We start from the raw sequence: 25496 nt of genomic DNA, 5'->3' as shown, positions 1-25496 counted from the left end.
TCACTCTACGCCCTTAAAATCTCAATTGCGCGCGGCGAAATAGCGGCGGCTAGTGGCAGGAACGAACAATAAGGCCAGGATGACGACATCGGGGATTTTCTGCAGGATCAACACGTGCAGAATTTGGCCGCTGGTTTCGCCCTCCACGGTAAAGACTTCGGGCAAAAAGCTGTCGATGGTCGCCAACAGCAAATAACCGACCACCGCACACTGACAGGCAACATAGACCCAACGCCCCCAATTGCGACCGCGCATTACCGCAAAACCGCAGCTGATTTGCAGGCACAGCAGCACCAGACCAGCCAAAAATATCAGGGTGGAATCCCAGGCCTGGGCGCTGGTGCTGACAAACTCCTGAGCGCCATCGACGCCCAGTTCACCCAACAGCAACAGCACGCTGATGCATTTGATAGCCACCATCGCCGTACCGGCCACCATCACCGGTACTGGCGCATCTGAAGTCGTTCTCATTCCCTGCCTGCTGTTCAGCATGTCTGCCATGTCCATGTTCCGCAACGAAAACGCCGTCTATACCCTCATCTTTCAAGTTGCAGCGTGGTTACCTGCGCTCACACCCCAGTTACTTAAGTAAGCGCCTGGGGAAGAGCGAGCTGGCCGCCTGGCTGTAACTCTAAAGCTGTAGGGTATATTCAAACGAGATATATAAAGTCAGGTAATCAATTGCAATACCAATAATTGCAAAAATAGCAGGTTTAATCAGACTCAGCTACGGGCGGCCTTTTGTAATTCGCGCGATCGCTGTTTTTCCGAGCGAGCCATAAACCACCAGGCGATCAGACCGATAATCCCCACCACCAGCAGGATCAAACTGGCCAGGGCGTTGATTTCCGGATTAACCCCCATACGCACGCTGGAGAACACCAGCATCGGCAAGGTGGTCGCGCCCGGCCCGGCGACAAAGCTGGCAATCACCAGGTCATCCAGCGACAGTGTGAATGCCAGCATCCAGCCGGCAACCAGCGCCGGTGCAATCATTGGCAGCGTGATCACGAAAAACACCTTCAACGGCGTCGCGCCCAAATCCATCGCGGCCTCTTCGATCGAGCGATCCAATTCACGCAGGCGCGAACTGATCACCACTGAAACGTAGGCCGTACAGAAGGTGACATGCGCCAGCCAGATGGTGAACATGCCGCGTTCCGACGGCCAACCCAAGGTATGCCCCATCGCCACAAACAACAGCAGCAGCGACAAACCGGTAATCACATCCGGCATAACCAGCGGTGCAGTCAGCATAAAGGCAAAGCCGGTTGAACCACGAAAACGGCCAAAACGCACCATCACCACCGCAGCAATCGCGCCAAGCACTACGGCGGCGGTCGCTGAAGCGGCAGCAATGGTCAGGCTGAGCCCGACGGCGCTGATCATCGCCGAGTCGTGGAATAACGCGGTATACCAACGCGTCGACCAGCCCGCCCACACCGTCACCAGTTTTGAACTGTTGAACGAGTAAATCACCAGCATCAGCATCGGCGCATACAGGAAAGTGAAACCAAGCACCAAAATAGCGATACGCCACGGTGAGCGCACTACCGGCAAGTTGTTCATCCCTGCCCCCCCATTTCCTTGTTCTGGTGCTTGTGGAACCAGATAATCGGCAAAATCAACAGCAGCAGCATCACGGTGGCAACCGCCGAAGCTACCGGCCAATCGCGGTTATTAAAGAATTCCTGCCACAGTACCCGGCCAATCATAATACTGTCAGGCCCGCCCAGCAGTTCCGGGATCACGAACTCGCCGACCGCTGGAATAAACACCAGCATCGAACCGGCAATGATACCGCCGCGGGTCAGCGGCACAATCACGCTGAAGAAGGTTTTCAGCGGTTTGGCGCCCAGATCCAGCGAGGCCTCCACCAGCGAATAATCCAGCCGCGTCAAGGCGGTATAAATCGGCAGCACCATAAACGGCAGGTAGGAGTAAACCACGCCGATATAGACCGCCAGATTGGTATGCAGGATCACCAGCGGCTGATCGATAACCCCAAGCCACAGCAAGAAATTGTTAAGGATACCGTTGTTTTTCAATATGCCCATCCAGGCATAAACGCGGATCAAAAATGAGGTCCACGACGGCAGGATCACCAACAGCAGCAAAATATTGCGGGTTGATGCTTTGCTGTGCGCCACTGCCCAGGCCAACGGATAACCAATGATCAGGCAACATACTGTTGACACCGCCGCCACCTGCAGCGACTGCAGATAGGCGTCCAGATACAGCGGATCGTCGGTCAGTTGCAGGTAATTGGCGAAGTTGAGCGCGATGTCCAACTTGCCGTCAGCCCAACTCATCAGGTCAGTGTAGGGCGGGACCGCCAGCGCCAGCTCCGCCAGGCTGATCTTGAACACAATCAGGAACGGTAGCAGGAACAGCAACGTCAGCCACAGCAGCGGCACCGCAATCACCAGTTTGCGGCCGTGGGCCATTTGCAGGCGCTGGAAAAAGGCTTTCAGCGGGCCGGGTCCGTTGGCCGGCGGTTCCGGCGGCGTGCGTTCAGCAAGCATTGTCATAATGATTATTCCTCACCTTCGCCATTCACACCGTTAACACGACACAGCTGTCGGCTTCCCAACACAGCCGCACTTCGTCGCCCCAGGTCGGCATCCCTTTGCGGAAACGGTGACCGTTTTGCAATTGGGCGCTGAGCATCTGGCCGCTGAGCAGCTTCACGTGGTAGATCGACAAATCGCCAAGGTAGGCAATGTGCACCACCTCCCCCACGGCAAAGTTGCAGCCATCTTCCGGGATCTCTTCGCACAGCATGATTTTTTCCGGTCGCAACGCAACCTGGATCGGCACCCCGTCCACCACCGAGGCGTCGGAGTCTACCTTGATCGCATGACGCAAACCGGGGCTTTGCAGGATCAGGGCATCGTCCTGACGCTCTTGCAGCACGCAGTCAAATACGTTCACCGAACCGATAAACTCGGCGCTGAAACGGCTGTTTGGGTGTTCGTAGATCTCTTCCGGCTCGCCGATCTGCACAAACTTGCCGCGATTCATGATGGCGATACGGCCTGCCATGGTCATCGCCTCTTCCTGATCGTGGGTGACCATCACGCAGGTCACGCCGACGCGCTCAAGAATGTCCGTCACTTCCAGTTGCATACGGTCACGCAGTTTTTTATCCAGCGCACCCATTGGTTCATCCAGCAGCAGCAGCTTTGGCCGCTTGGCAAGGCTGCGCGCCAGCGCCACACGCTGGCGTTGACCGCCGGAAAGCTGGTGCGGCTTGCGTTTGGCAAACTCCTGCATATGGACCAGCGACAGCATTTCCGCGACCCGCTCGGTGATTTCCCCACGCGGCATTTTGTCCTGTTTCAGGCCGAAAGCGATGTTTTGCTCCACCGTCATGTGCGGGAACAGGGCGTAGGACTGGAACATCATGTTAATCGGCCGCTGGTATGGCGGCACGTGCGACATATCTTGCCCATCGAGCACGATTTGCCCTTCCGTCGGCTGTTCAAAACCGGCCAGCATGCGCAACAGCGTCGACTTACCGCAGCCGGAGGGGCCCAGCAGGGCAAATATTTCGCCTTTGTAGATGGTCAGGCTAACGTCTTCGACCGCATTTTGGCCGTCAAAGGTTTTGGTGAGGTTACGGATTTCCAGCAGAGGGGTGAAGACCTTCTGCGACTTGGCTTGAGGACGAGGGATAGCGTCGTTCAATCGGGGTGCTCTCCGGTGCAAACAGTACAAAAAACCACGGCGATTGCCATGGCCCAAAATGGCAATGCAGGCGGGTAGCCCCGCCTGCTGGTCAAGACAACACTGAAAGCCGGGCCCGGCATTTTGGGCCCTGAGTACTAGCGTCCGCTTTTAACTTTAGTCCAGGCGCGGGTAATCACACGATCCAACTTCGGCGATTGCACGTTCAGCGTGAACAGCTTGGCACGCAGATCGGCCGGCGGGTAGACGTTCGGATTATCACGCACTTCCGCTTTCACCAGCGGAGTGGAGTCCTTCACCGCGTTGGCGTAATAGACGTAGTTGCTGATGCCGGCCATCACATCAGGCTTCATCAGGAAGTTCAGGAACTGGTAGGCGGCGTCCTTGTTTTTGGCATCTGCCGGCATGGCAAACATGTCAAAATAGGTCAGCGCCCCTTCTTTAGGAATGGCATAGGCCACGTTCACGCCGTTCTTCGCCTCTTTGGCGCGGTTGGCCGCCTGCATCACATCACCGGACCAGCCTATCGCTACGCAGATATCGCCGTTCGCCAGGTCATTGATGTATTGGGAAGAGTGGAAGTAACGGATGTTCGGCCGCAGCTTAAGCAGCAGATCGTTGGCCGCACCGGTGTAATCCGCTGCGTTGGTGCTGTTGGGATCCTTGCCCAGGTAGTGCAATACGGTAGCGTAAACCTCGCTCGGCGCATCCAGGAAGGAAACACCACAGCTTTTAAGCTTCTCGAGGTTCTCTGGCTTGAGGATCAGATCCCAGCTGTCGACCGGCGCATCTTTGCCCAGTACCGCCTTCACCTTGTCGACGTTATAGCCGATGCCGGTGGTCACCATCAGGTAAGGGATACCGTACTTGTTGTCCTTGTCATTGTGTGCCACCAACTGCAGCATTTCGGGATCAAGGTTTTTGTAGTTCGGCATCTTGCTCTTGTCGAGGGGCTCGAAAATACCGGCCTTCGACTGGCGCTCAAGGAAGTTGGATGAAGGCACTACCAGATCATAACCGGTGCTGCCCGCCATCAGTTTGCCTTCCAACACTTCATTGGAGTCAAAGACGTCGTACACCACTTTAATGCCGGTTTCTTTCTGGAATTTGGCTAAGGTGTCCGGCGCAATATAGTCGGACCAGTTATAGACGTGCAGCGTTTTTTCCTCGGCTGACGCCGTGACGGACGCGGCCATCAGCAGGCCGGCAACAACACCCGATAACCACTTTTTACGTTGGGTGACCATCCGTAACTTCCTCCAAAACAGGGGTGAATCATAGAATTGAACTTGTATCGCAAACTGATACAAAACCTTTCCTGATCGAGCGCAATCGTTGCAACCGCGGATTGAATAGCTATGCAGTTGATTGCAGACACCTTTTTCAACTGCCCAGCCCGCATGGTCACCTGGGGAATCGCAAGCCCTTAGCAGAATCAGCAGCATAACCGCTGTTGCCAAAACGCACCAGCCTCCGGGGGCAAAAACGGCTTTTATCGATTTTTTATGCAGTTTCTCTCTATGTGATACGCCATTAATGGCATAAACGGCGAGAAATATCGGGCAAAAGAGGGTAAAACGCAGAATATATTATCGTGGAAGGGAATAACGGCAGCATGCCGCCAGAAGGGCGACATGCATAATCTACAGCGGGGATCAGTGCAACATTGGCAGGCGTTCGGCGCTAGCCGGGTTCTCTTCTTCGTCACCCATAAACAGCAGATCGTTCGCCCGCGCCTCGAGGATCACCATGGAGATCTGCTCTTCGCCCTGCTGCATAAAGTGCGTGAACTGTTCCAGCGTGACGCCCACGGCGATACTTAGCGACTGACAGACGATCAGCTTCGGCAGGTTATCATCCTGGATATCGACAAAGGCTTTGATGGTCAGCGAACTGGCGTTGATCTGGCTGAGATCGGCCACCAGAGGGATCAGCGCGGTCGGCTTCACCTCGGCCAGGGCGGAAAACAGAATAACGTTGTCCACCAGATCGAGTTTGGCGTCAAATACGCCGTCGAAGTTTTGCATGTGCGGCAGGTGCAGCGCCTGACAGGAATCGCACTCAAAGAATGAAATGCCCGATTGATCCAGCCAGCGTCGCAACAACGCCAAATCAGGGACAATGAGTGAATCCATAATACCAGCCTCACAATATTCAAAACGCGAAAAGGCGCATAGCTTACGGAATATTCCCCCGCGATGCCACGATCAATGCGGCTTAATTCGCTATTTGGGCAAATATCGCCGGGAAAAAACCGCAAAGCTGGCGATTGCAAAGCCGATTTTGGTCGGCGACATCAGCCGCCCGACTTGAGACGAAATCTCGCTCTGGCGCGCGGCTCGATATACTCGATCATCATGCCGGCAATATCCAATCCCGTGGTGGTTTCCACCCCTTCAAGCCCCGGTGAGGCGTTCACTTCCATCACCAGCGGGCCGCGAGTCGCTCGCAAAATATCTACCCCGGCGACGTCCAGTCCCAGCGTGGTGGCCGCCTTAACCGCAACAGCTCGCTCTTTGGCAGTGATGCTTACTTTGCGGGCGGTACCGCCACGGTGCAGATTGGACCGGAACTCTCCGGGCTTGGCCTGACGCTCAATCGCGGCCACTACCTTGCCGCCGACCACCAGACAACGCACGTCACTGCCCTGTGCCTCGCGAATATATTCCTGCACCAGGATATGGGCGTTAAGGCCGCGAAAGGCGTCAATCACGCTTTCCGCCGCCTGGCGGGTTTCCGCCAGCACCACGCCGATACCCTGCGTCCCCTCCACCAGTTTGACCACCAGTGGCGCACCGCCGACCAGCTCAATCAAATCACCGGTATCGTCCGGCGAATGGGCGAAACCGGTGATTGGCAGATCGATCCCCTGGCGTGCCAGCAACTGCAGCGAACGCAGTTTGTCACGTGCACGGGTGATCGCCACCGACTCATTCAGCGGGTAACTGCCCAGCAGCTCGAACTGGCGCAGTACGGCGGTACCATAAAAGGTGATGGCGGAGCCGATACGCGGGATCACCGCATCGTAGCGTTCCAACTGACGGCCGCGATAATGAATGGTCGGCGCGGCCGGGTTAATGTTCATATAGCAAGAAAGCGGATCGATAATATCCACGCTGTGGCCGCGCTGCTCTGCCGCCTCCACCAAACGCTTGCATGAGTACAGCGTTCCATCGCGCGAAAGAATGGCAATTTTCACTCGTCACCCCAAAAAGGCAATCACCTGCCAGGCAGGCCTGCACCGACGGCCGTCACTCAGGCGCGCGGCTCACTGTCGTTTTTATCGACCGGCGAATGAGGCTTATGCCGATCGTTCTGCGGCGGCTGACCGCCGCGCATTAGCGGGCCGAATCCTTGCACCACGCGCCAAACCAAAAAAGCCGCCGCCGGGACCATCAGCGCCACGCCGAGGAAAATCATGCCCACCGCTGCCTGCTGGGAAGCCAACCAGCCTGGCAATTGAACGTGACCGTGAATGCTCAGATAAGCCAGCACTAATGACAGCATGCCCAGGCCTTCCAAAACCAACACCGTACGGGGTAAGTCACCGAATGAACGCATATTTTTCTTCTCCAGAAGCTCTGCCTCCAGTGTAGTGAATTCCCCCCGATGGCGACAGCCCCGGCGGCTTAATCGGTTAGATGAATCAGATTAACAGGTAATTCCTGCTTTTTTTTCGCTGACCCAACGGGCATAGTAGGCGCCATCAATGCGGGTAATGCTCAACCTTAAGTCTTTTTTGACTGACAGAATGTCATTGCAGTTGCGATTAAATTATTGAATATCAATCTAAGGAGTGTTGCATGTTTGCAGTTATCTTCGGGCGCCCAGGCTGTCCTTATTGTGTCCGTGCGAAAGAGTTGGCGGAAAAACTGACTGAAGAACGTGACGATTTCAACTTCCGTTATGTTGATATCCACGCTGAAGGCATCACCAAAGCCGATCTGGAAAAAACCGTTGGCAAACCGGTAGAAACCGTTCCGCAGATCTTCCTCGATGAGAAACACATCGGCGGCTGCACCGATTTCGAAGCTTATGCCAAAGAAAACCTGAACCTGTTCCAGTAAGTTTCAGGCAAGAACGACAAAAAGGCGCTCAGAGCGCCTTTTTTTATTGCCGTTCGCGGCGGTGACATTGCAGATAAGCCTGCAACAAGCCGCCGATAAACAGCGCCAGCAGCGCGCCAAACATGCACCAGAATACCGCGCTGGTGGCGTAAGCCAATTCCTGCCAGAACGAATAAGAGGGTGTTAACCAAAAGTGGCGGATGATCAGGCACAGCGGCAGTGCATAGAGCGCGCCCAGTAACGGGCAGAGAATGCGTTTTTTACTCGACAGATAACTGGCAACCACGCCGGGTATCACGAACAGCAACAGGCCGGTCTCCCCCCGATGCTCATGATCGGTACTGCCAAAGACTCCGCTCTGCTGGCCGAGATACACCAGGCTGAACAGCAGGAAACAGCTCAAAATACCCCACCAATACCGTTCGCTCGCCATACCCTACTCCCCCTTAATCTGTTACCACACCGTAGAAATCAGCCGTGTCACAAAGCCGGTGACGCCTTGCCGAAGAACGGCAACGCTGAACTGAACTTTTTCCTTGGCTACTAAAAGAGAGCTATCCCGCTAAATTTCAGGCTGCGCATCCTCGGCCCCGGCGGCTATGCCGTTGGGCAGAGCACGTCTCTGGCTGCAGACGACGGCGTTGCGGCTTGAAATACAACGAGTAAAAATGCGTTCGGCGGCGCAGGAACTCAGCTTTATGCTGGCTGTCATGCGCCATAGCGACTAGAATAAACGCCGCCGATCGATGGTTCGAATCGCCTTCCGCTGGTTAGTTATTTATGACGTCGATTTTTGACTGAATTTATATCTTATAGTTATCTATATCAAGCACTTACTGGTAAACAATAAGTTATCCTCCGTGAACATAAACGTCGCTAGTTTGTTAAACGGTAACTACATCCTGTTACTGTTCGTGGTACTCGCACTGGGGCTGTGCCTCGGTAAAGTCCGTCTGGGCTCCGTTCAACTCGGTAATTCCATTGGCGTTTTGGTGGTTTCGCTGCTGCTTGGCCAACAACATTTCGCCATTAACACCGAAGCGCTAAATCTCGGCTTTATGCTGTTTATTTTCTGCGTTGGCGTGGAAGCCGGGCCCAACTTTTTCTCGATATTTTTCCGCGACGGTAAAAATTACCTGATGCTGGCGCTGGTAATGGTCGGTTCCGCGATGGTAATCGCCATCGGTCTCGGCAAACTTTTCCATTGGGATATTGGCCTGACCGCCGGCATGCTCGCCGGATCCATGACCTCAACCCCAGTCCTGGTAGGCGCTGGCGATACGCTGCGCAATACCATCACCAACGGCCCGGCGCTGCTGGCGGCACAGGATCATCTGAGCCTCGGCTATGCCCTGACCTATCTGATTGGCCTGGTGAGTCTGATTTTCGGCGCACGTTACCTGCCTAAGCTGCAACACCAGGACCTTTCCACCTCCGCTCAGCAAATTGCCCGCGAACGTGGCCTGGACACGGACAGCCAACGCAAGGTTTATTTGCCGGTTATCCGCGCTTACCGCGTGGGACCGGAGCTGGTGGCCTGGGCCGATGGCAAAAACCTGCGCGAACTGGGCATCTATCGCCAGACCGGCTGCTATATCGAACGCATTCGTCGTAACGGTATTTTGGCAAACCCGGACGGTGACGCGGTGCTACAGGTAGGCGATGAAATCTCGCTGGTTGGCTACCCCGATGCCCATGCACGGCTGGATCCCAGCTTCCGCAACGGCAAAGAGGTCTTCGACCGCGATCTGCTGGACATGCGCATCGTAACCGAAGAGATTGTGGTCAAGAACAGCAATGCGGTGAACAAGCGCCTGAGCCAGCTGAAGCTGACCGATCATGGCTGCTTCCTCAACCGGGTGATCCGTAGCCAGATTGAAATGCCTATCGACGACAGTATCGTGCTCAACAAAGGCGATGTACTGCAGGTCAGCGGCGACGCTCGCCGGGTGAAAAGCGTCGCGGAGAAGATTGGCTTTATCTCGATCCACAGTCAGGTCACCGATCTGTTGGCATTCTGCGCCTTCTTTATCATCGGGCTTTTGATTGGCCAGATCACCATCCAGTTCAGCAACTTCTCGTTCGGCATCGGTAACGCCGCCGGCTTGCTGATGTCCGGCATCATGCTCGGCTTCCTGCGTGCCAACCACCCGACCTTTGGCTACATTCCGCAGGGCGCGTTGAATATGGTGAAAGAGTTCGGTCTGATGGTGTTTATGGCCGGTGTTGGCCTGAGCGCCGGTGCGGGTATTGGCCACAGCCTGGGTGCCGTTGGCGGCCAGATGCTGATCGCCGGACTGATCGTCAGCCTGGTGCCGGTGGTGATCTGCTTCTTGTTTGGCGCTTATGTGCTGCGTATGAACCGTGCCCTGCTGTTTGGCGCCATTATGGGGGCCCGCACCTGTGCGCCGGCGATGGAGATTATCAGCGACACCGCACGCAGCAATATCCCTGCCCTGGGCTATGCCGGTACCTATGCTATCGCTAACGTATTGTTAACCCTGGCCGGTTCGCTGATTGTAGTGTTGTGGCCGGGGATCCTCGGCTAAACGATAAGCAATGAAGATGAATCAGTGGCAAAAATATTTTGAAATTTTTATCCCCGGTGAGAACTTTCCTTGCCGGGGGTAGTCTGAATTAGTGCCACTGCTTTTCTTTGATGTCCCCATTTTGTGGAGCCCGTTAGTCCCGCCTTTTTAGGTTCAAGACTATCGGGTTTTTTGTTGCCCAAATAAAGTGAGCCGGTGGTTCGGCCCAACAAAACCATTAAATTCATTGATGCTCAGACGTGACTTATAAGCAGGCGTAACTCATCCGAAAATTGCGGTGAATTCAAAGATTGCGCGAATAACTCACCCATTTCGCCATGTCTTGATGGGATATATTCCCACCGCACACCACCATCCCGATCACCGCATTGGCGGGCAGCTTGGGCGCAATGGCCAGCACAGCGGGAATGAGCGTTCCGGAAGCCAATTCAACCCACTGCTTAGCCTCTTCGCCAAAAGCGATCATCCCTTCGATGGCAGCCTTATCTGAAACAACCACTATGTCTTCGACATAAGCTTGAGCATGCGCAAGCATCATTTCGTCAATGACGGGCACCCCCAGCGTGGAAATAATGGACGTGACCTCAATCCCGACAGGTTTCCCGGCGCCAAGCGCCTGATGCATTGAATTGGCGCCCGCAGTTTCAACACCCCAAATTCTGATCTCCGGCTTGATGGTTTTCAGCGCCGTCGCCACACCGGCCAGCATGCCACCGCCACCTACAGCAACAAAAACATCGGTTAAATCAGGACAATCGGCGATAAACTCAAGTGCCAGAGTGCCATGCCCTTCGGCTATCAGCGAATCGTTACAGTCATCGATAACTATATAACCTTCGGCTGCCAAGGCCTTCGCTCGCTCAAACGCCGCATGAACATCCGTTTCTATCATGATGCTACTGCCCAACTGACGGACCCGGTCGATAGCGGTTGAGGGTGCGCTGGGTGGCATAATAATGGTGACGTCAGCGCCAAAGATTTTCGCAGCCTCGGCGATCGCAATACCAAAATTACCGCCGCTCACCGCAACAAACCGGTTATCTTTGAGATCATCCGCCAGTTTCAAAAATTTGTTAAGCACCCCTCGGGCTTTAAAAGAACCGCCAAGCTGGGTGTTTTCCAGCTTCAGGAAGACGGGCCGCTGGATCTTTTCAGCCAGTTTCGAACCGGGAATGGCCGGCGTGCGAATCACTTTCCCAGATAAACGCTCTGCTGCTTCAATGATGGCGTTAAATTCAATTAATTTTGTCATGTTGGCCCAGTTAGGTAGATTGCGTTGCTGTGTATCGACACCAAACTACATACTTTTACTGCCGTTTTCTATTGCTACACCCCACTGTGCGACACACAAAAAAAGCCCGTTTGGGGGGCTATGGCCAACGGCCCAATGCACTCCCCCAAACGGGCTTTTATTCGGTAATGACTTAGCCGTGCTAATGGTTAGCACGCATCGATATTATTTCTGCTCGGCCTTGCTCACCGTCTCTTCGGCTTTCCACACGCGGTATTTCACTTCCACGTCTTTCGGCACGTAGACCACAATCGGCAAGCGGCTGTTGTAACGCTGCATGGACGCGTCACCCAAATTGGCAGCGATAAATTTCTGCTGTTTGCTATTGTCTGGGCACCCCATCAAGGTGGAGGCCGGATCGGACAGTTTTTCCAACACCAGATAGTCATAGCCCCAGCCGGAAAGGGTTTTGCTTTCCAGCGTGCCGCCGATCATGTGGTGGTTGCAGTCCACTTCCAGCGTTTTGCCGATCAGCAGTTCCACCTTGAAGTTCTCTTCGTGTTCCTGTTTAGGCAGGTAAATCACCTGACGGCTCATGCCTTTTTCCGCTTTAGGGTATGGCGCGACCTTTTCCAGCGGCTGTTTGCTGATATCGGTGTCTTCGGCAGAGGTGGCAGCAATGGCGCTGGCGGAAACGGCCATCAGCAGGCCGGAAAATACGACGGATGCCTTGTTCATGTTTTATCCCTACAATGATTAAATGCTTCGCCCATAAGCTAATACACTCCTGACAAGCTCGCCAGCAGTTTAATCTTCTTTACAATGGACAATGGTCAGCAACAACAACCAGAATGCCGACCAAAAATCAGGATAAGCAATCAGCGAGATGCGTTTTCAGCGATATAAGCCTTCACCACCTGGTAGACATAATCCTGACACGCAAGCCCGGTCTGCGGATCGTATTTACCCTGGTTGGTAATATTGTTGGACAGGACGCGAATGCCAACAAAAGGAATATTGAAAGCCGCGGCTATCTGAGCGGCCGAAGCCGTTTCCATCTCTTCTACCGAGGTATGATATTTTTCGCGGAAGTCACGAATGCGATCCAGTTCGCTGTTCCAGACGTCGGCGGAGCCAATCACTCCTTCAACGACCTTGCCCTGCGCGTAGCTGCCCTTAACGCTCTCCGCTATCGCCAACAGTTTAGCGTCTGCCGGGAATTGACGGATCGTATGGGGATTTTTATCCTCACCGGCGCTGCCTTTCGAAGCCAGCAAATCCATAGGTTGCCACTGCCGTGAATCACTGCCTTCGCCCTGTGCTTTTTTCGGCGTTTTAAACGCGCCCAGGCTAACCGAATATTTTCCCAGCACGATGTCATACACTTTCAGCGCAGGATCGTGGCCGCCGGCAGTGCCCTGATTGATGATCGCCACCGGACGGAACTCGGTCGCGGCGATCGCCGTAGCCGCCGCCGCGTTAGACATGCCTTTCAGCGTTTCCGACACCACTACCGGATAACCGTCCACGGTGCCGCGCCAGAAGCGCCAGCCGCCAATTTGTTCTTCACGCGGGTTGTCCAGACGTTGGGCGAAACGTTCCGCCTCCACCGGCATTGCGCCCTGAACCACAATCGGCCCGGGGACAATGCCCTGCTGCGCCAACGTCAGAGGAGAAATCAGCGCGCCACAGACCGCCAACAGCACAAGATTCAATTTTTTTGTCATCGCCACATCTTCCCAATAAAAAGCAAACGATTACCTTAACTGAAAGCCGATAGCTCGCCTATCCCTTTCTCGCAGCAGGCTTGCCCTGGCATTAAGGTTTTCTTAAGACAGAATTATTACAGTGGGGCTCTCTATCACTCTGATTGAATCTGAGCCCTGCGTGAATCCAAAACCTTCACTAAATCAATCCTCAACAACACCCCAAATTCAGACTAACGCCCTTTACTCGCTGCCGGCATCCTTTTACCGTTGGCAGGTTTTTGGGTTGATAGCCAGTGGGTTGCTGTTCCTTTGGCTGTCGCGCAATGAACAGCTGGACTGGGCCATCAGCAATTACTGGTTCGACGCCGCCAGCGGGCATTTTCCGTGGCAGAACAATCACTGGCTGGACTTGATTAACCACCGACTGCTGAAAATCGGCGTGATTACCGGTGCGGTGCTGGCGCTGTTCTGGGGCATTTATCGCCGTAACCCGCGCATGATTGTCACTATGCTGCTGATCGGCATTGGTCCCTTGGTGGTCGGGATTCTTAAAGCCACCAGCGCACATTCCTGCCCTTGGGATTTAATCGAATACGGCGGTAAAGCGATGTCCTACCCTCTGTTCGGCGCAATACCGGCAGTACCTGGACCGGGGCGCTGCTTCCCCGGCGGCCATGCCTCCAGCGGCTTTGCCGTGATGGCGCTGTTTTTCCTGTTTTATCCGCAACGCCCACGCCTGGCTTACTGGTGTTGGTTCGGCGGCATTGTGCTCGGCATGCTGATGGGTTTTGGTCAGGTCATCCGCGGCGCACATTTTCTTACCCATAACCTGTGGGCGGGTTGGTGGGTCTGGCTCAGCCAACTGGCTGTTTATTGCATGGCGAGCGGGTTTGTCCGCCGCAAGACGAGGTAACTATGATAGAGCAGTTGAATTATCTTCTTTTCGCCTGGATCAACGCGACCCCGGCGTCCCCCGAAGGATCGATCGATGTCGCCACCTTTCTGGCGCGCGATCTGATCGCTATCGTGCCGATGCTGATTATCGGACTATGGCTGTGGGGGCCGCAGAACCAATTGGTGTCGCAACGTGAAGTGGTGGCCAAGACGACAATTGCTCTGCTGTTTGCCATGCTTTCTGCCGCCACTATCGGCATGCTGCTGCCACATGAACGGCCATTCGTCGCCGGTGTGGGGTATACCTTCCTGGCGCATGCGCCGGACAGTTCCTTCCCCAGCGATCACGGTACCGCCATCTTTACTTTCGCACTGGCTTTCCTGTTCTGGCACCGTGTCTGGTCGGGGATTTTATTGTTAATCGTGGCGGCTGGCATCGCCTGGTCCCGTGTCTATCTGGGTGTGCACTGGCCGTTGGACATGGTGGGTGGCTTCCTGCTCGGTCTGGTAGGCTGCCTGTTTGCCCAACTGGTGTGGAACCTGTTCGGCGACATCATTGCCGCCAAACTGACGCGCCTGTACCGTTTCCTGTTCGCCTTCCCGATCCGTAAAGGGTGGGTTAAAGAGTAATCTCTCTTCAGACAGGGGCGGCTCAGCCCCTGTTTCACACCACCCCGGTGGTGACACTGAAGGCTCTCATTTTCCCCGCCTCTATCACCATTGCAGGCAGTTTGTCGCCCTTACCGGTGGCCGGTTGGATAAACCTGAACAAACGCTGGCTGCCCTGTTGTGTGACGGGGCGCAGACCATAGTTAAATTGTGCGGTGGAAAAACGCGTGACGTATCGTCTGCCCTTTGAGGCCAACATAAAAAACTCGGCCTGATCGACATACAACGACAAATCGTCCGAACACAGCACGCCCCGATCGGCGATGCTCCCCGTTGGCATCAAGGCCGGTGCCGGTAAATTCTGCCGGAAAATGGCTGCTGGGATGCAGCCATAATTTAATTGGCAGACATAATTCAGCGGTAAAGGCGCTTCGGCGAGATTAGTGATTTGCATATCAATGGAAAATTGTGCGCTGTCCGCCGTCAAGCTCACCGCCGGGCGCAACCTGCACTGCCGATCGGCAAGTTCGCCACTGCCGTACAGCGTCAGGGTATTCCCCTCTAGCTGCAACGCTACACGCTGCATGTTTAATTCTGATGATGAACCATCCTCATACGGCCAGGGTGAATGGAAAGCAATGCCGCTATGAGGATGGCAACGGGCCGCCTTGACGCTACGACGGCCCGACTTCAGCGAGTAGCCATCAAAATCGGCATCCCAAATCGTCATCCCACTGTAGGGCAATACCCGCAGTGAGCCGCGGCTATTTTCCAACGTCAGCATCGGTCCTGCCTGAGCACAATCAACAGCGGTAACCACAAAATCCGCATTGCGGAAAACTTCATCTGGTTGTGTCCCAAACCGCTGTGGCACCAGATTTATTAGCATATCCATAGTTTTTCCCCTGGGTGTTCTCGCAGGTCAAACCTGCATTCAGCACCAAAATGTTATTTAAATAACATATCATCACTGCCAATGTTATACACCACACAGCCTAAAAACGATGATCTGTGCTTCATTTTTTAAAATCACGCTATCCTAACCGTCAGATGAATGTTATTATTCTAACATTATTCACATTGTGCTTTGATCAAACCTCAACAAGGAATCGAAATGACGACTGAAAACATTGATTACGCCCGCTATGTCGACCACACCCTGCTGGCGATGGATGCCACCGAAGAGCAAATCGCCAAACTCTGTGAAGAAGCGCAGCAGCACAACTTCTACGCCGTTTGCGTTAACTCCGGCTATGTGCCGCTGGCTGCGCATCTGCTGCAGGAAAGCGAAGTGAAAATCTGTTCGGTGATCGGCTTCCCTCTGGGTGCCGGCCTGACCGTAGCCAAAGCTTTCGAAGCCAAAGCGGCGATTGCAGCCGGCGCGCAGGAAATTGACATGGTGATCAACGTAGGCTGGCTGAAAAGCGGCCTGCTGGATGAAGTCAAAGCCGACATCGCCGCCGTGCGCGAGGTTTGCGCGGCGATCCCGTTGAAGGTAATATTGGAAACCTGCCTGCTCAGCGATGCGCAGATCGTTCAGGTTTGTGAAATGTGTCGCGAACTTGATGTGGCCTTCGTTAAAACCTCTACCGGCTTCAGCACCGGCGGTGCTCGTGAAGAGCACGTCAAGCTGATGCGTGCGACGGTAGGCAGTGAGATGGGGGTTAAAGCATCCGGCGCCGTGCGCGATCGCGCAACCGCCGAGAAGATGATCAAAGCAGGCGCTACTCGTATCGGCACCAGCTCTGGCGTAGCAATCGTTTCCGGTGATCAGGCTGCCGCCGGCAGCTACTGATAAACTGAGGCGCCTCAGTACCGGGCGCGCGCCGTGATAATCTGATGCGGGGTAATGTGTCCAGCCTTAGGCTGGTCAACTATTACCCCGCATTTGTGTGTTCGGCCCTGGAGAATGGCTCTTAACCCTGTGGGAAGACAGATGGAAACTCGGCGCGAAGAACGAATCAATCGGTTAGTCCAGGCGTTAAAGCGCTCTGACAAGATCCATTTAAAAGAAGCCGCCGTGCTGTTGGGCGTTTCAGAAATGACCATCCGCCGCGATCTCAGCGCGGAGCCGGCCGCCGTGGTGCTGTTGGGTGGCTATGTGGTCGCCGATCCCCGCAGCAATGGCGTCACCAACTATTTTGTCTCCGATCAAAAGGCCAAACAGGTCACGGAAAAGCGTCGTATCGGCCTGCTGGCCGCAGCGTTGATCAACGAAAACGACACCGTATTTTTCGACTGCGGCACCACCACCCCGGCGATCATCGATGCCATTGCCGACGATCTGGTGTTCACCGCAGTATGCCACTCGCTAAATACCTTTCTGGCGCTCCAGGACAAACCGAACTGCAAAGTGATCCTGTGCGGCGGTGAATTCAAGCCGAACAACTACATTTTCACCGCCGTCGGCCAGCACAACGAGCTGGATCATATCTGCCCGAATATCGCCTTTATCTCCGCCGCCGGTCTGAGCCTGCAGCATGGCGCCACCTGCTTTAATTTTGACGAGCTGGAAATGAAACACCGGGCAATGGCCATGGCACAGCAAAAAATCCTGGTGGCCGATCACAGCAAGTTCGGTAAAACCAAGCCCGCCTGCATTGGTCCGCTGACGCAGTTCGACCGAGTGATAACCGATCGTCAGCCCGAGCCGCAGTTTGCGGACTTTTTCAGTGAAAACGCGATCGCCATTCGTTTTTAAGCTGAATTTTACCGTCGGTTCCAGCCGACGGTGCCCTTCCCTGGTTCCCTTCTCTCTGCAAAAATTGAACAAATAATCTTCGATTGATGCGCAAATCTCTTTATCCACAGCCAATCTCAGGTTAATAAATTGCAACAGTTCTTCCTGCTTATTCCTTTAGCACGGATAAATCCCACACAATATTACTTTCACGCCCGGTATCTACGGGGTTTTATATGATAAATCGCAATAACATCTACAAGATAAATATCAACAATTGCGCAACCAATTCGGTTTAAATATAACCAATTTGGTTTATTTATATGATGAATGGTTAAGCATTTTTATCCGCTATCCAGTTAAGTAGTTTACCTTCGTTATTAGCGGGATATTTTAAATAAAACCATATAAAACAATTAATTAAAAGTTAATTCACTTAAAATCACAATGTGATCTACGTCACTAAAACCGCTTATTCCGGGTTTTTAGCTAGATCCAAACCCACGCTTAAAATATATTGCTCGGCTTGCTGACAACGGCAGCGTTTTATCTGGTTACAGATCGTCCACACCGGATAAATCCTGAAACATCCATGAGAGCGTTTTCAGCATGAAATCTTACACAAGTGCGCAACATATGCATGAAAAACCAATAAAAAAGCAATTAACCGCACATATTACGCATTTGAGAGCATGATCACGGTTGTTTCTACTGTAAATCGTTATCTTGCCGCCAACGAAAATCGGCAGGCCATGACCTTCCGGCAGCAGTATCGATGTGAGGCCCTTCGGGAGCGGAATATCATTTGATTAATTATCCGCCACACTGGCCAACGGTAATTAGCATAATAAACAACCAGGGGGACGCCAATTATCCCCGCAAGCAACACCTGATTCTTACCGATGCCGCCATCTGCTCTTGCGACATTCGGTTTTAACCTTAAGTTTTGCCTTTAATTTTAAATTAACGTGTTCACTTCGGAGATATTTATGGACACTACACAGACCGGCACCATTGCCTCTGCGGCTTCTGGCTCTACCAGTACCTGGCGTAAAACCGACACCATGTGGATGTTGGGCCTGTACGGCACCGCGATCGGCGCAGGCGTTTTGTTCCTGCCAATCAACGCCGGTATCGGTGGTTTGATTCCCCTGATCATCATGGCCATCATCGCTTTCCCGATGACCTTCTTCGCCCACCGTGGCCTGTGCCGTTTCGTGCTCTCCGGTAAAAATGCCGGTGAAGACATCACCGAAGTAGTTGAAGAACACTTTGGTATCGGCGCCGGTAAGCTGATCACCCTGCTCTACTTCTTCGCCATCTACCCAATCCTGCTGGTTTACAGCGTGGCGATCACCAACACCGTCGACAGCTTCATTACTCACCAGTTGGGTATGACGTCACCACCGCGCGCCATTCTGTCGCTGATCCTGATCGTGGGCCTGATGACCATCGTTCGTTTCGGTGAGCAAGCTATCGTGAAGACCATGAGCATCCTGGTGTTCCCGTTTGTTGGCGTGCTGATGCTGCTGGCCCTGTACCTGATCCCTAACTGGTCCACCGCCATCTTCGACAACGTTTCCCTGTCCGGCGCCGGTACCGGTATGGGCCACGGCCTGATCATCACCCTGTGGCTGGCGATCCCGGTCATGGTGTTCTCCTTCAACCATTCGCCGATCATCTCCGCCTTTGCGGTAGCCAAACGTGAAGAATACGGCCAGGAAGAAGCCGAGAAGAAATGCTCTCGCATTCTGGGCTTCGCTCACATCATGATGGTGTTGACCGTTATGTTCTTCGTGTTCAGCTGCGTGCTGAGCCTGTCGCCGGAAAACCTGGCGGAAGCCAAGGCACAGAACATCTCCATTCTGTCCTACCTGGCCAACCACTTTAACAACCCGATGATCGCCTACATCGCGCCGGTTATCGCCTTTATCGCCATCACCAAATCGTTCCTGGGCCACTACCTGGGCGCACGTGAAGGTTTTAACGGTCTGATCGCCAAATCGATGAAGAGCCGCGGTAAAACCATCAGTACCAACAAGCTGAACCGCATCACCGCCATCTTCATGCTGGTGACTACCTGGATTGTTGCGACCCTGAACCCAAGCATCCTCGGCATGATCGAGAACCTGGGTGGTCCAATCATCGCCATGCTGCTGTTCCTGATGCCGATGTACGCTATCCGTAAAGTGCCTGCCATGCGCAAGTACAGCGGCCACATCAGTAACGTGTTCGTGGTAGTGATGGGCCTGATCGCCATCTCCGCAATCCTGTACAGCCTCTAATCCAGCCCGGCCGGCGCCCTGTGCGCCGGCTTCTCTGCACGGCCCCCTTTCCTGCATTAACGCCTAACACCTGAAGAAGGAGGCGAAACTATGGTCAGCGTTTTCGATATTTTTAAAATTGGTATTGGCCCATCCAGCTCCCACACCGTCGGTCCGATGAAAGCCGGCAAGCTGTTCGCCGATGAGTTGATCGCCAGCCAGCAGTTGATGGATACCACCCGCGTCGTGGTGGACGTCTACGGTTCGCTGTCTCTGACCGGCAAAGGACACCACACCGATATCGCCATTATTATGGGCCTGGCGGGTAACCTGCCGCACGACGTGGATATCGACGGTATCGCCGGTTTTATCCGTGACGTTGAGCAACGCGGTCGCCTGCTGATGGCCAAGGGTCATCACGAAGTGGATTTTCCGCTGCAAACCAGCATGAACTTCCACAGCAATAATCTGCCGCTGCATGAAAACGGCATGCGCATCAGCGCCTTCGCCGACGAACGTCTGCTGCACAGCAAAACCTATTACTCTACCGGCGGCGGTTTTATCGTCGATGAGGAACATTTTGGCCTGTCGGAGGCGAATCCGGTTCAGGTGCCCTTCCCGTTCAATTCGGCGCGTGACTTACAACAGCACTGCAAGGACGCCGGTCTTTCGCTGTCCGGTCTGGTGATGCAAAACGAGCTGGCGTTGCACAGCAAGGCCGAGATCGACGCGCACTTCGCCGAAGTCTGGCAAGTGATGCGTGCCGGTATTGAACGCGGCATGAATACCGAAGGCCTGCTGCCCGGCCCAATGAAGGTTCAGCGCCGCGCCGCAGCTCTGCGCCGTATTCTGGTGACCGGCGACAAGAACAACATCGATCCGATGAACGTCGTTGATTGGATTAATATGTTCGCCTTCGCCGTGAATGAAGAAAACGCCGCCGGTGGCCGCGTGGTGACCGCCCCAACCAACGGTGCCTGCGGCATCATCCCGGCGGTACTGGCCTATTACGACCAGTTTATTCGCCCGGTGAACCCTAATTCCTATAGCCGTTACTTCCTGACCTCCGGCGTCATTGGCGCGCTGTACAAAATGAATGCCTCTATTTCGGGTGCAGAAGTGGGCTGTCAGGGGGAAGTGGGCGTCGCCTGCTCCATGGCGGCGGCCGGTCTGGCGGAATTGATGGGCGGCAGCCCAGCTCAGGTTTGCATCGCGGCGGAGATCGCCATGGAGCACCATCTGGGGCTGACCTGCGATCCATTGGCTGGCCAGGTTCAGGTGCCCTGTATCGAACGTAACGCGATTTCCGCAGTGAAAGCGGTCAATGCAGCACGTATGGCGCTGCGTCGTACCAGCGAGCCGCGGGTGTGCCTGGATAAGGTGATTGAAACCATGTATGAGACGGGCAAGGACATGAACGCCAAATACCGTGAGACGTCGCAGGGCGGTCTGGCGATCAAGGTGGTCGCCTGTAACTGATAAAAGCAGAGGGCGCCATCATGCGCCCTCTGTTTGATAACAACGTGGTCTTTGAACCCTCGTGATAACTAGCCGAACACGCTGCCGAACCACTGGGTCAGTTTCATCATCACCATATCCCAGATACGGCTGAAGAAGTTCCCTTCTTTCACCTCTTGCATCGCCACCAGCGGATATTGCTCGATGGTTTTGCCGTCAAGCTGGAAATCGATGGTGCCAACCACCTGATTTTTTGCCAATGGCGCTTCCAGCGTCGGCTGGTTCAGCTTGTAACTGGCCTTCAGGTTTTTCATCTGCCCTTTCGGGATAGTGACCGCCGCATCTTTCGCTACGCCCAACGGCACCTCGCCAACATCGCCAAACCACACTTTCTGGGTAACAAACGGCTTGTCGGTTTTGATAGGGGTGGCGGTTTCGTAGAAGCGGAAGCCCCAGGTCAGCAGCTTTTCACTTTCGCTAAAGCGGACGCGATCGCTCGGCGCGCCCAGCACTACCGAGATCAAACGCATCGGGCCGTCGGTGGCCGAGGCCACCAGGTTATGACCGGCGCCACCGGTGTAGCCGGTTTTAATGCCGTCAACGTTCAGGTTGGAGCTCCACAAAAGACGGTTGCGGTTAACCTGGCGGATCTTGTTGAAGGTGAACTCTTTTTCTTTATGCAGCGCATATTCATCCGGCACGTCGCGGATCAGTGCCTGACTCAGCAGCGCCATATCACGCGCAGTGCTGTACTGCCCTTCCGCATCCAGACCGTGCACCGTCAGGAAATGGGTGTTCTGCAGGCCCAGCGATTTGGCGTAGTTGTTCATCAGGCCGACAAACGAATCCTGGCTACCCGCGACATAATCGGCCAGCGCGATGCTGGCGTCGTTACCCGACTGAATGACGATGCCTTTGTTGAGCTCCATCACCGGCACCTGGTCGCCCGGCTTGATAAACATCAGCGAGGAGCCACGCAACGCCGGGTTACCGGTTGCCCAGGCATCTTTACCTACGGTGACCATGTCTTCCGGCTTGATCTTGCCGGCCTTGATCGCCTGGCCAATCACGTAGCTGGACATGATCTTGGTCAGGCTGGCGGGATCGAGCCGGGTATCGGCATTGCCCTCCGTCAGAATTTTGCCGCTGTTGTAATCCATCAGCACAAAAGCTTTGGCATCGACCTGCGGGGCAGCCGGCGCTTCCGCCGCCTGTACGACAGGCGCAGCCAACAACAGGATGCTGACGCTAAAGGTTAATTTTTTCAGGGTAGTGGAAAAGTTTTTTTTCATCATGACGTCGCCAGAGTATCCATTCAAATCATTGAAATAGCGTTAACTTTCAAACATATTCACGTTTTCAGCCAACCAGCGAGAGTGGCCCGATACGCGTTTTCCAACCGCAAACTCCCTGCGGCCCCATGACGGGTTGAGCGGCGTACCGAAAATGCCCTTGCTGTGAGTTTATTAGATTCATCTTATTTTTGCAGGGTTTAGCGCGAATTTTCAGCATTTTTACATAACTGTACGCTGTTACGCGTAAATTGGATGAAAAGCCGACGGCGCGTCGTTTTTTTAAACGGCCCACGGCCATACGGCTGAACATCTGCACCGCTGAACATCCATGCCTCCATACGTCCAAATTGAATTAATATATTCCAAAAAAGCATATTGAGTGGTTATTTGTTCTTTTTAATGGGCTTATTGACAGCGCTATCATCCAGATAACGGCTTTAAACCGAATTATTCTGGAGATCCTCATGGCAATACCGCATTCCGTCATCGATATGATCGGTAACACCCCGATGCTGGAACTGACTCAGTTCGATACCGGCCCCTGCCGCCTGTTCGTCAAGCTTGAGAATCAAAACCCCGGCGGCTCCATCAAAGACCGCGTAGCGCTGTCGATGATCGAGCAAGCGGAACGCGACGGCAGCCTGCAGCCCGGCGGCACCATCATTGAAGCCACCGCCGGCAACACCGGCTTGGGCCTGGCGCTGGTGGCGGCCCTGAAGGGGTATAAGCTGTTGTTGGTGGTGCCGGACAAGATGAGCCGCGAGAAGATTTTCCATCTGCGCGCCCTGGGAGTAGAAGTGGTGCTGACCCGCTCCGACGTGGGCAAGGGGCACCCGGCTTACTATCAGGATTATGCCAAACGGCTGGCCGACGAAATCCCCGGTGCGTTTTATATCGATCAGTTTAACAACCCGGCCAACCCGGCGGCCCATACCCGCACCACCGCGCCGGAACTGTGGCAGCAGATGGAGCATCAGGTCGATGCCATCGTGGTTGGCGTCGGTTCCGGCGGCACACTCGGCGGCCTGAGCCACTATTTTGCCGAAGTCTCGCCACAAACCGAGTTCGTGTTGGCGGATCCGGCCGGCTCGATCCTGGCGGACTATCTTGATAACGGCCAGATCGGCGAGGCCGGCAGTTGGCTGGTGGAAGGGATCGGCGAAGATTTCATTCCGCCGCTGAGCGACTTTAACCAGGTGCGCAATGCCTATCGTATCGGCGATGCCGAAGCCTTCACCACCGCGCGCGATCTGCTGCGCAAAGAAGGCGTGTTGGCAGGCTCATCCACCGGCACCCTGTTGGCGGCAGCGCTGCGCTATTGCCAGGCACAAACAGAGCCGAAACGCGTGGTCACCTTCGTCTGCGACAGCGGCAACAAATACCTGTCTAAAATGTATAACGACCACTGGATGCTGGAACAAGGCCTGCTGAGCAAGCCGCAGCATCAGGATTTACGCGATTTGATCGCCTACCGTCATGACGAAGGGGCCGCCGTTTCGGTCGCACCGGAAGACACGCTGGCTATCGTTCATGCCCGTATGCGGCTGTATGACATCTCGCAGCTGCCGGTGCTGGAAGGCGATCGGGTTGTCGGCCTGATCGACGAGTGGGATCTGCTCAATGCCGTGCAGGCGGACGCCAGCCACTTCAGTCTGCCGGCCGCCCGCGCCATGACCCATTCGGTCAAGACGCTGCAAAAAGAAGCCAGCTATCAGGATTTACTGGCCACCTTCAATCACGGCCACGTAGCGGTCGTCCTCGACGGTGAGCGTTTCCTCGGTTTGATTACCCGCACAGACGTGCTTAACGCCTGGCGCCAAAAATTACGTTAATAAGGAATGATTGTATGGCCAAGTTTGATACGTTGACGGTTCATGCCGGTTACACGCCAGATGCCACCGGTGCGGTAATGCCGGCCATTTATGCGACCTCCACCTACGCCCAACCGGCGCCGGGGGAGCATACCGGTTATGAATATTCACGCAGCGCCAACCCAACGCGCACCGCATTGGAGAGCGCCATTGCCGAACTGGAAGGCGGCAGCCGTGGGTATGCCTTTGCCTCTGGCCTGGCCGCCTGTTCAACGGTGCTGGAGCTGCTCGATCAGGGTAGCCATCTGGTGGCGGTCGACGATCTGTACGGCGGCACCTATCGCCTGCTGGAGAAGGTCCGCAGCCGTACCGCAGGCCTGCGCGTCACCTATGTTTCCCCGGCGGACCTTGCCGGGCTGGAACAGGCAATCGAACCGGATACCAAAATGATCTGGGTTGAAACGCCGACCAACCCACTGCTGAAATTGGCTGATCTGAGCGCAATCGCCACCATCGCTAAAAAACACGGTTTGATCAGCGTAGCGGACAACACCTTTGCCTCGCCTTATATCCAGCGTCCGCTGGATCTCGGCTTTGATGTGGTAGTGCATTCCGCCACCAAATACCTCAACGGCCATTCCGACGTGGTCGCCGGTGTCGCTGCGGTGGGGAATAACCCAGAGTTGGCCGAGCAGCTCGGCTTCCTGCAAAACGCGGTGGGCGGCATTCTCGATCCGTTCAGCAGCTTCCTGACGCTGCGCGGCATCCGCACCCTGGCATTGCGTATGGAGCGTCACAGCAATAGCGCCTTGCGTATTGCCCAGTGGCTGGAAGGCCAACCTCAGGTAGAAGAAGTCTACTACCCTGGTCTGCCGAGCCACCCGCAGCACGCGTTGGCGGCCAGGCAGATGAGCAGCTTTGGCGGCATGATTTCCGTACGGCTGAAAGGCGATGATGCCTATGCGCGCCGGGTGATCAAACGTTCACAGCTGTTTACCCTGGCAGAGAGCCTCGGCGGCGTGGAAAGCCTGATCAGTCAGCCGTTCAGCATGACTCACGCTTCTATCCCGCTGGAACAGCGGATGAAAACCGGTATTACGCCGCAATTGCTGCGCCTGTCGGTAGGGATTGAGGATGCGGAAGATTTGATCGCCGATCTGCAGCAGGCACTGGCAGAGTAATTCAAAACAATCGGGTCGAACATGTTCGACCCGACTCACCCGGTTGGGCGCGGTATGC

General features: G+C 54.7%; 24 protein-coding genes. 10 read left to right on the top strand and 14 right to left on the bottom strand.

What is annotated here, in order from left to right:
• Nucleotides 1-21: 21 nt before the first annotated feature.
• The 8 genes from M2407_RS03240 to M2407_RS03205 form a co-directional block, all read right to left on the bottom strand.
• On the bottom strand, nucleotides 22-501 hold the full coding sequence (locus M2407_RS03240; RefSeq protein WP_259216730.1) for a YbjO family protein: 480 nt from the start codon (nucleotides 499-501) through the stop codon (nucleotides 22-24).
• Between the two features lie 222 nt (nucleotides 502-723).
• Entirely contained in the window at nucleotides 724-1569 is an 846-nt protein-coding gene (gene potI, locus M2407_RS03235; protein WP_020826081.1) for a putrescine ABC transporter permease PotI, read from the bottom strand.
• Nucleotides 1566-2531, bottom strand: a complete 966-nt coding sequence (gene potH / locus M2407_RS03230) for a putrescine ABC transporter permease PotH (RefSeq protein WP_020826080.1) — start codon at nucleotides 2529-2531, stop codon at nucleotides 1566-1568. Before potH ends, potI begins: the two co-directional genes overlap by 4 nt.
• 25 nt (nucleotides 2532-2556) lie before the next feature.
• The gene (gene potG, locus M2407_RS03225; RefSeq protein WP_020826079.1) at nucleotides 2557-3690 is read right to left on the bottom strand and encodes a putrescine ABC transporter ATP-binding subunit PotG; all 1134 of its coding nucleotides are present in this window, start codon (nucleotides 3688-3690) and stop codon (nucleotides 2557-2559) included.
• Between the two features lie 137 nt (nucleotides 3691-3827).
• Nucleotides 3828-4937 carry a spermidine/putrescine ABC transporter substrate-binding protein PotF gene (gene potF / locus M2407_RS03220; protein ID WP_020826078.1) on the bottom strand — a complete coding sequence of 370 codons (1110 nt, stop codon included), beginning with the start codon at nucleotides 4935-4937 and terminating at the stop codon, nucleotides 3828-3830.
• Nucleotides 4938-5345: 408 nt separating this feature from the next.
• On the bottom strand, nucleotides 5346-5825 hold the full coding sequence (locus tag M2407_RS03215; RefSeq protein WP_020826077.1) for a YbjN domain-containing protein: 480 nt from the start codon (nucleotides 5823-5825) through the stop codon (nucleotides 5346-5348).
• 161 nt (nucleotides 5826-5986) lie between these two features.
• Complete coding sequence (rimK, locus tag M2407_RS03210; RefSeq protein ID WP_259216728.1) at nucleotides 5987-6889, bottom strand: 30S ribosomal protein S6--L-glutamate ligase; 903 nt, start codon at nucleotides 6887-6889, stop codon at nucleotides 5987-5989.
• A gap of 56 nt (nucleotides 6890-6945) precedes the next feature.
• Nucleotides 6946-7251: a YbjC family protein gene (locus tag M2407_RS03205; RefSeq protein WP_020826075.1), complete on the bottom strand. Its 306-nt coding sequence runs from the start codon at nucleotides 7249-7251 to the stop codon at nucleotides 6946-6948.
• A 242-nt stretch (nucleotides 7252-7493) separates the two neighbouring features.
• On the opposite strand from M2407_RS03205, the gene M2407_RS03200 reads away from it, so the two are divergent.
• Nucleotides 7494-7757: a GrxA family glutaredoxin gene (locus M2407_RS03200; RefSeq protein WP_012006074.1), complete on the top strand. Its 264-nt coding sequence runs from the start codon at nucleotides 7494-7496 to the stop codon at nucleotides 7755-7757.
• A 43-nt stretch (nucleotides 7758-7800) separates the two neighbouring features.
• Here M2407_RS03200 and M2407_RS03195 read toward each other — a convergent pair whose 3' ends face one another.
• The gene (locus M2407_RS03195) at nucleotides 7801-8190 is read right to left on the bottom strand and encodes an inner membrane protein YbjM (protein WP_048761796.1); all 390 of its coding nucleotides are present in this window, start codon (nucleotides 8188-8190) and stop codon (nucleotides 7801-7803) included.
• A gap of 427 nt (nucleotides 8191-8617) precedes the next feature.
• On the opposite strand from M2407_RS03195, the gene M2407_RS03190 reads away from it, so the two are divergent.
• On the top strand, nucleotides 8618-10306 hold the full coding sequence (locus M2407_RS03190) for an aspartate:alanine antiporter (protein ID WP_041414378.1): 1689 nt from the start codon (nucleotides 8618-8620) through the stop codon (nucleotides 10304-10306).
• A 283-nt stretch (nucleotides 10307-10589) separates the two neighbouring features.
• Here the strand turns inward: M2407_RS03190 and M2407_RS03185 are convergent, their stop codons facing one another.
• The 3 genes from M2407_RS03185 to M2407_RS03175 form a co-directional block, all read right to left on the bottom strand.
• On the bottom strand, nucleotides 10590-11558 hold the full coding sequence (locus tag M2407_RS03185) for a threonine/serine dehydratase (protein ID WP_259216727.1): 969 nt from the start codon (nucleotides 11556-11558) through the stop codon (nucleotides 10590-10592).
• A gap of 204 nt (nucleotides 11559-11762) precedes the next feature.
• Nucleotides 11763-12275 (bottom strand): serine protease inhibitor ecotin, encoded by a 513-nt coding sequence (gene eco, locus M2407_RS03180; RefSeq protein ID WP_020826071.1) that lies wholly within the window; start codon nucleotides 12273-12275, stop codon nucleotides 11763-11765.
• 140 nt (nucleotides 12276-12415) lie between these two features.
• On the bottom strand, nucleotides 12416-13264 hold the full coding sequence (locus M2407_RS03175; RefSeq protein WP_259216725.1) for a 5'-methylthioadenosine/S-adenosylhomocysteine nucleosidase: 849 nt from the start codon (nucleotides 13262-13264) through the stop codon (nucleotides 12416-12418).
• A gap of 160 nt (nucleotides 13265-13424) precedes the next feature.
• Between M2407_RS03175 and M2407_RS03170 the strand changes: the two genes are divergently transcribed.
• The gene (locus M2407_RS03170; protein WP_217330995.1) at nucleotides 13425-14159 is read left to right on the top strand and encodes a phosphatase PAP2 family protein; all 735 of its coding nucleotides are present in this window, start codon (nucleotides 13425-13427) and stop codon (nucleotides 14157-14159) included.
• Between the two features lie 5 nt (nucleotides 14160-14164).
• A complete protein-coding gene (gene ybjG / locus M2407_RS03165) occupies nucleotides 14165-14770 on the top strand; it encodes an undecaprenyl-diphosphate phosphatase (RefSeq protein WP_041415284.1) in 606 nt (201 codons plus the stop codon).
• A 34-nt stretch (nucleotides 14771-14804) separates the two neighbouring features.
• On the opposite strand, the gene M2407_RS03160 is transcribed toward ybjG, so the two are convergent.
• Nucleotides 14805-15644: a hypothetical protein gene (locus M2407_RS03160; RefSeq protein ID WP_198639836.1), complete on the bottom strand. Its 840-nt coding sequence runs from the start codon at nucleotides 15642-15644 to the stop codon at nucleotides 14805-14807.
• A 219-nt stretch (nucleotides 15645-15863) separates the two neighbouring features.
• Here M2407_RS03160 and deoC point away from each other — a divergent pair, with 219 nt between their 5' ends.
• The 4 genes from deoC (at nucleotide 15864) to M2407_RS03140 (ending at nucleotide 21172) form a co-directional block, all read left to right on the top strand.
• A complete protein-coding gene (gene deoC / locus M2407_RS03155) occupies nucleotides 15864-16544 on the top strand; it encodes a deoxyribose-phosphate aldolase (protein WP_020826066.1) in 681 nt (226 codons plus the stop codon).
• A gap of 141 nt (nucleotides 16545-16685) precedes the next feature.
• Nucleotides 16686-17450, top strand: a complete 765-nt coding sequence (deoR, locus tag M2407_RS03150; RefSeq protein ID WP_046374028.1) for a DNA-binding transcriptional repressor DeoR — start codon at nucleotides 16686-16688, stop codon at nucleotides 17448-17450.
• 968 nt (nucleotides 17451-18418) lie between these two features.
• On the top strand, nucleotides 18419-19714 hold the full coding sequence (locus tag M2407_RS03145; RefSeq protein WP_020826064.1) for an HAAAP family serine/threonine permease: 1296 nt from the start codon (nucleotides 18419-18421) through the stop codon (nucleotides 19712-19714).
• 90 nt (nucleotides 19715-19804) lie between these two features.
• A complete protein-coding gene (locus tag M2407_RS03140) occupies nucleotides 19805-21172 on the top strand; it encodes an L-serine ammonia-lyase (protein WP_020826063.1) in 1368 nt (455 codons plus the stop codon).
• A 68-nt stretch (nucleotides 21173-21240) separates the two neighbouring features.
• Here M2407_RS03140 and M2407_RS03135 read toward each other — a convergent pair whose 3' ends face one another.
• Nucleotides 21241-22446, bottom strand: coding sequence for a serine hydrolase (locus M2407_RS03135; protein WP_020826062.1), 1206 nt, complete (start codon nucleotides 22444-22446; stop codon nucleotides 21241-21243).
• 464 nt (nucleotides 22447-22910) lie between these two features.
• Here M2407_RS03135 and M2407_RS03130 point away from each other — a divergent pair, with 464 nt between their 5' ends.
• Together M2407_RS03130 and M2407_RS03125 are read left to right on the top strand one after the other, a co-directional pair.
• Nucleotides 22911-24278, top strand: a complete 1368-nt coding sequence (locus tag M2407_RS03130) for a cystathionine beta-synthase (protein ID WP_122077983.1) — start codon at nucleotides 22911-22913, stop codon at nucleotides 24276-24278.
• A gap of 14 nt (nucleotides 24279-24292) precedes the next feature.
• Nucleotides 24293-25438 (top strand): PLP-dependent aspartate aminotransferase family protein, encoded by a 1146-nt coding sequence (locus M2407_RS03125; RefSeq protein WP_046374031.1) that lies wholly within the window; start codon nucleotides 24293-24295, stop codon nucleotides 25436-25438.
• Nucleotides 25439-25496: the final 58 nt, after the last annotated feature.

Source organism: Serratia sp. BIGb0234 (genome assembly GCF_024809915.1).
Taxonomy (GTDB): domain Bacteria; phylum Pseudomonadota; class Gammaproteobacteria; order Enterobacterales; family Enterobacteriaceae; genus Serratia; species Serratia liquefaciens.
Note: the sequence above shows the minus strand (reverse complement) of the source record. Positions and strands in the feature narration are given on the sequence as shown.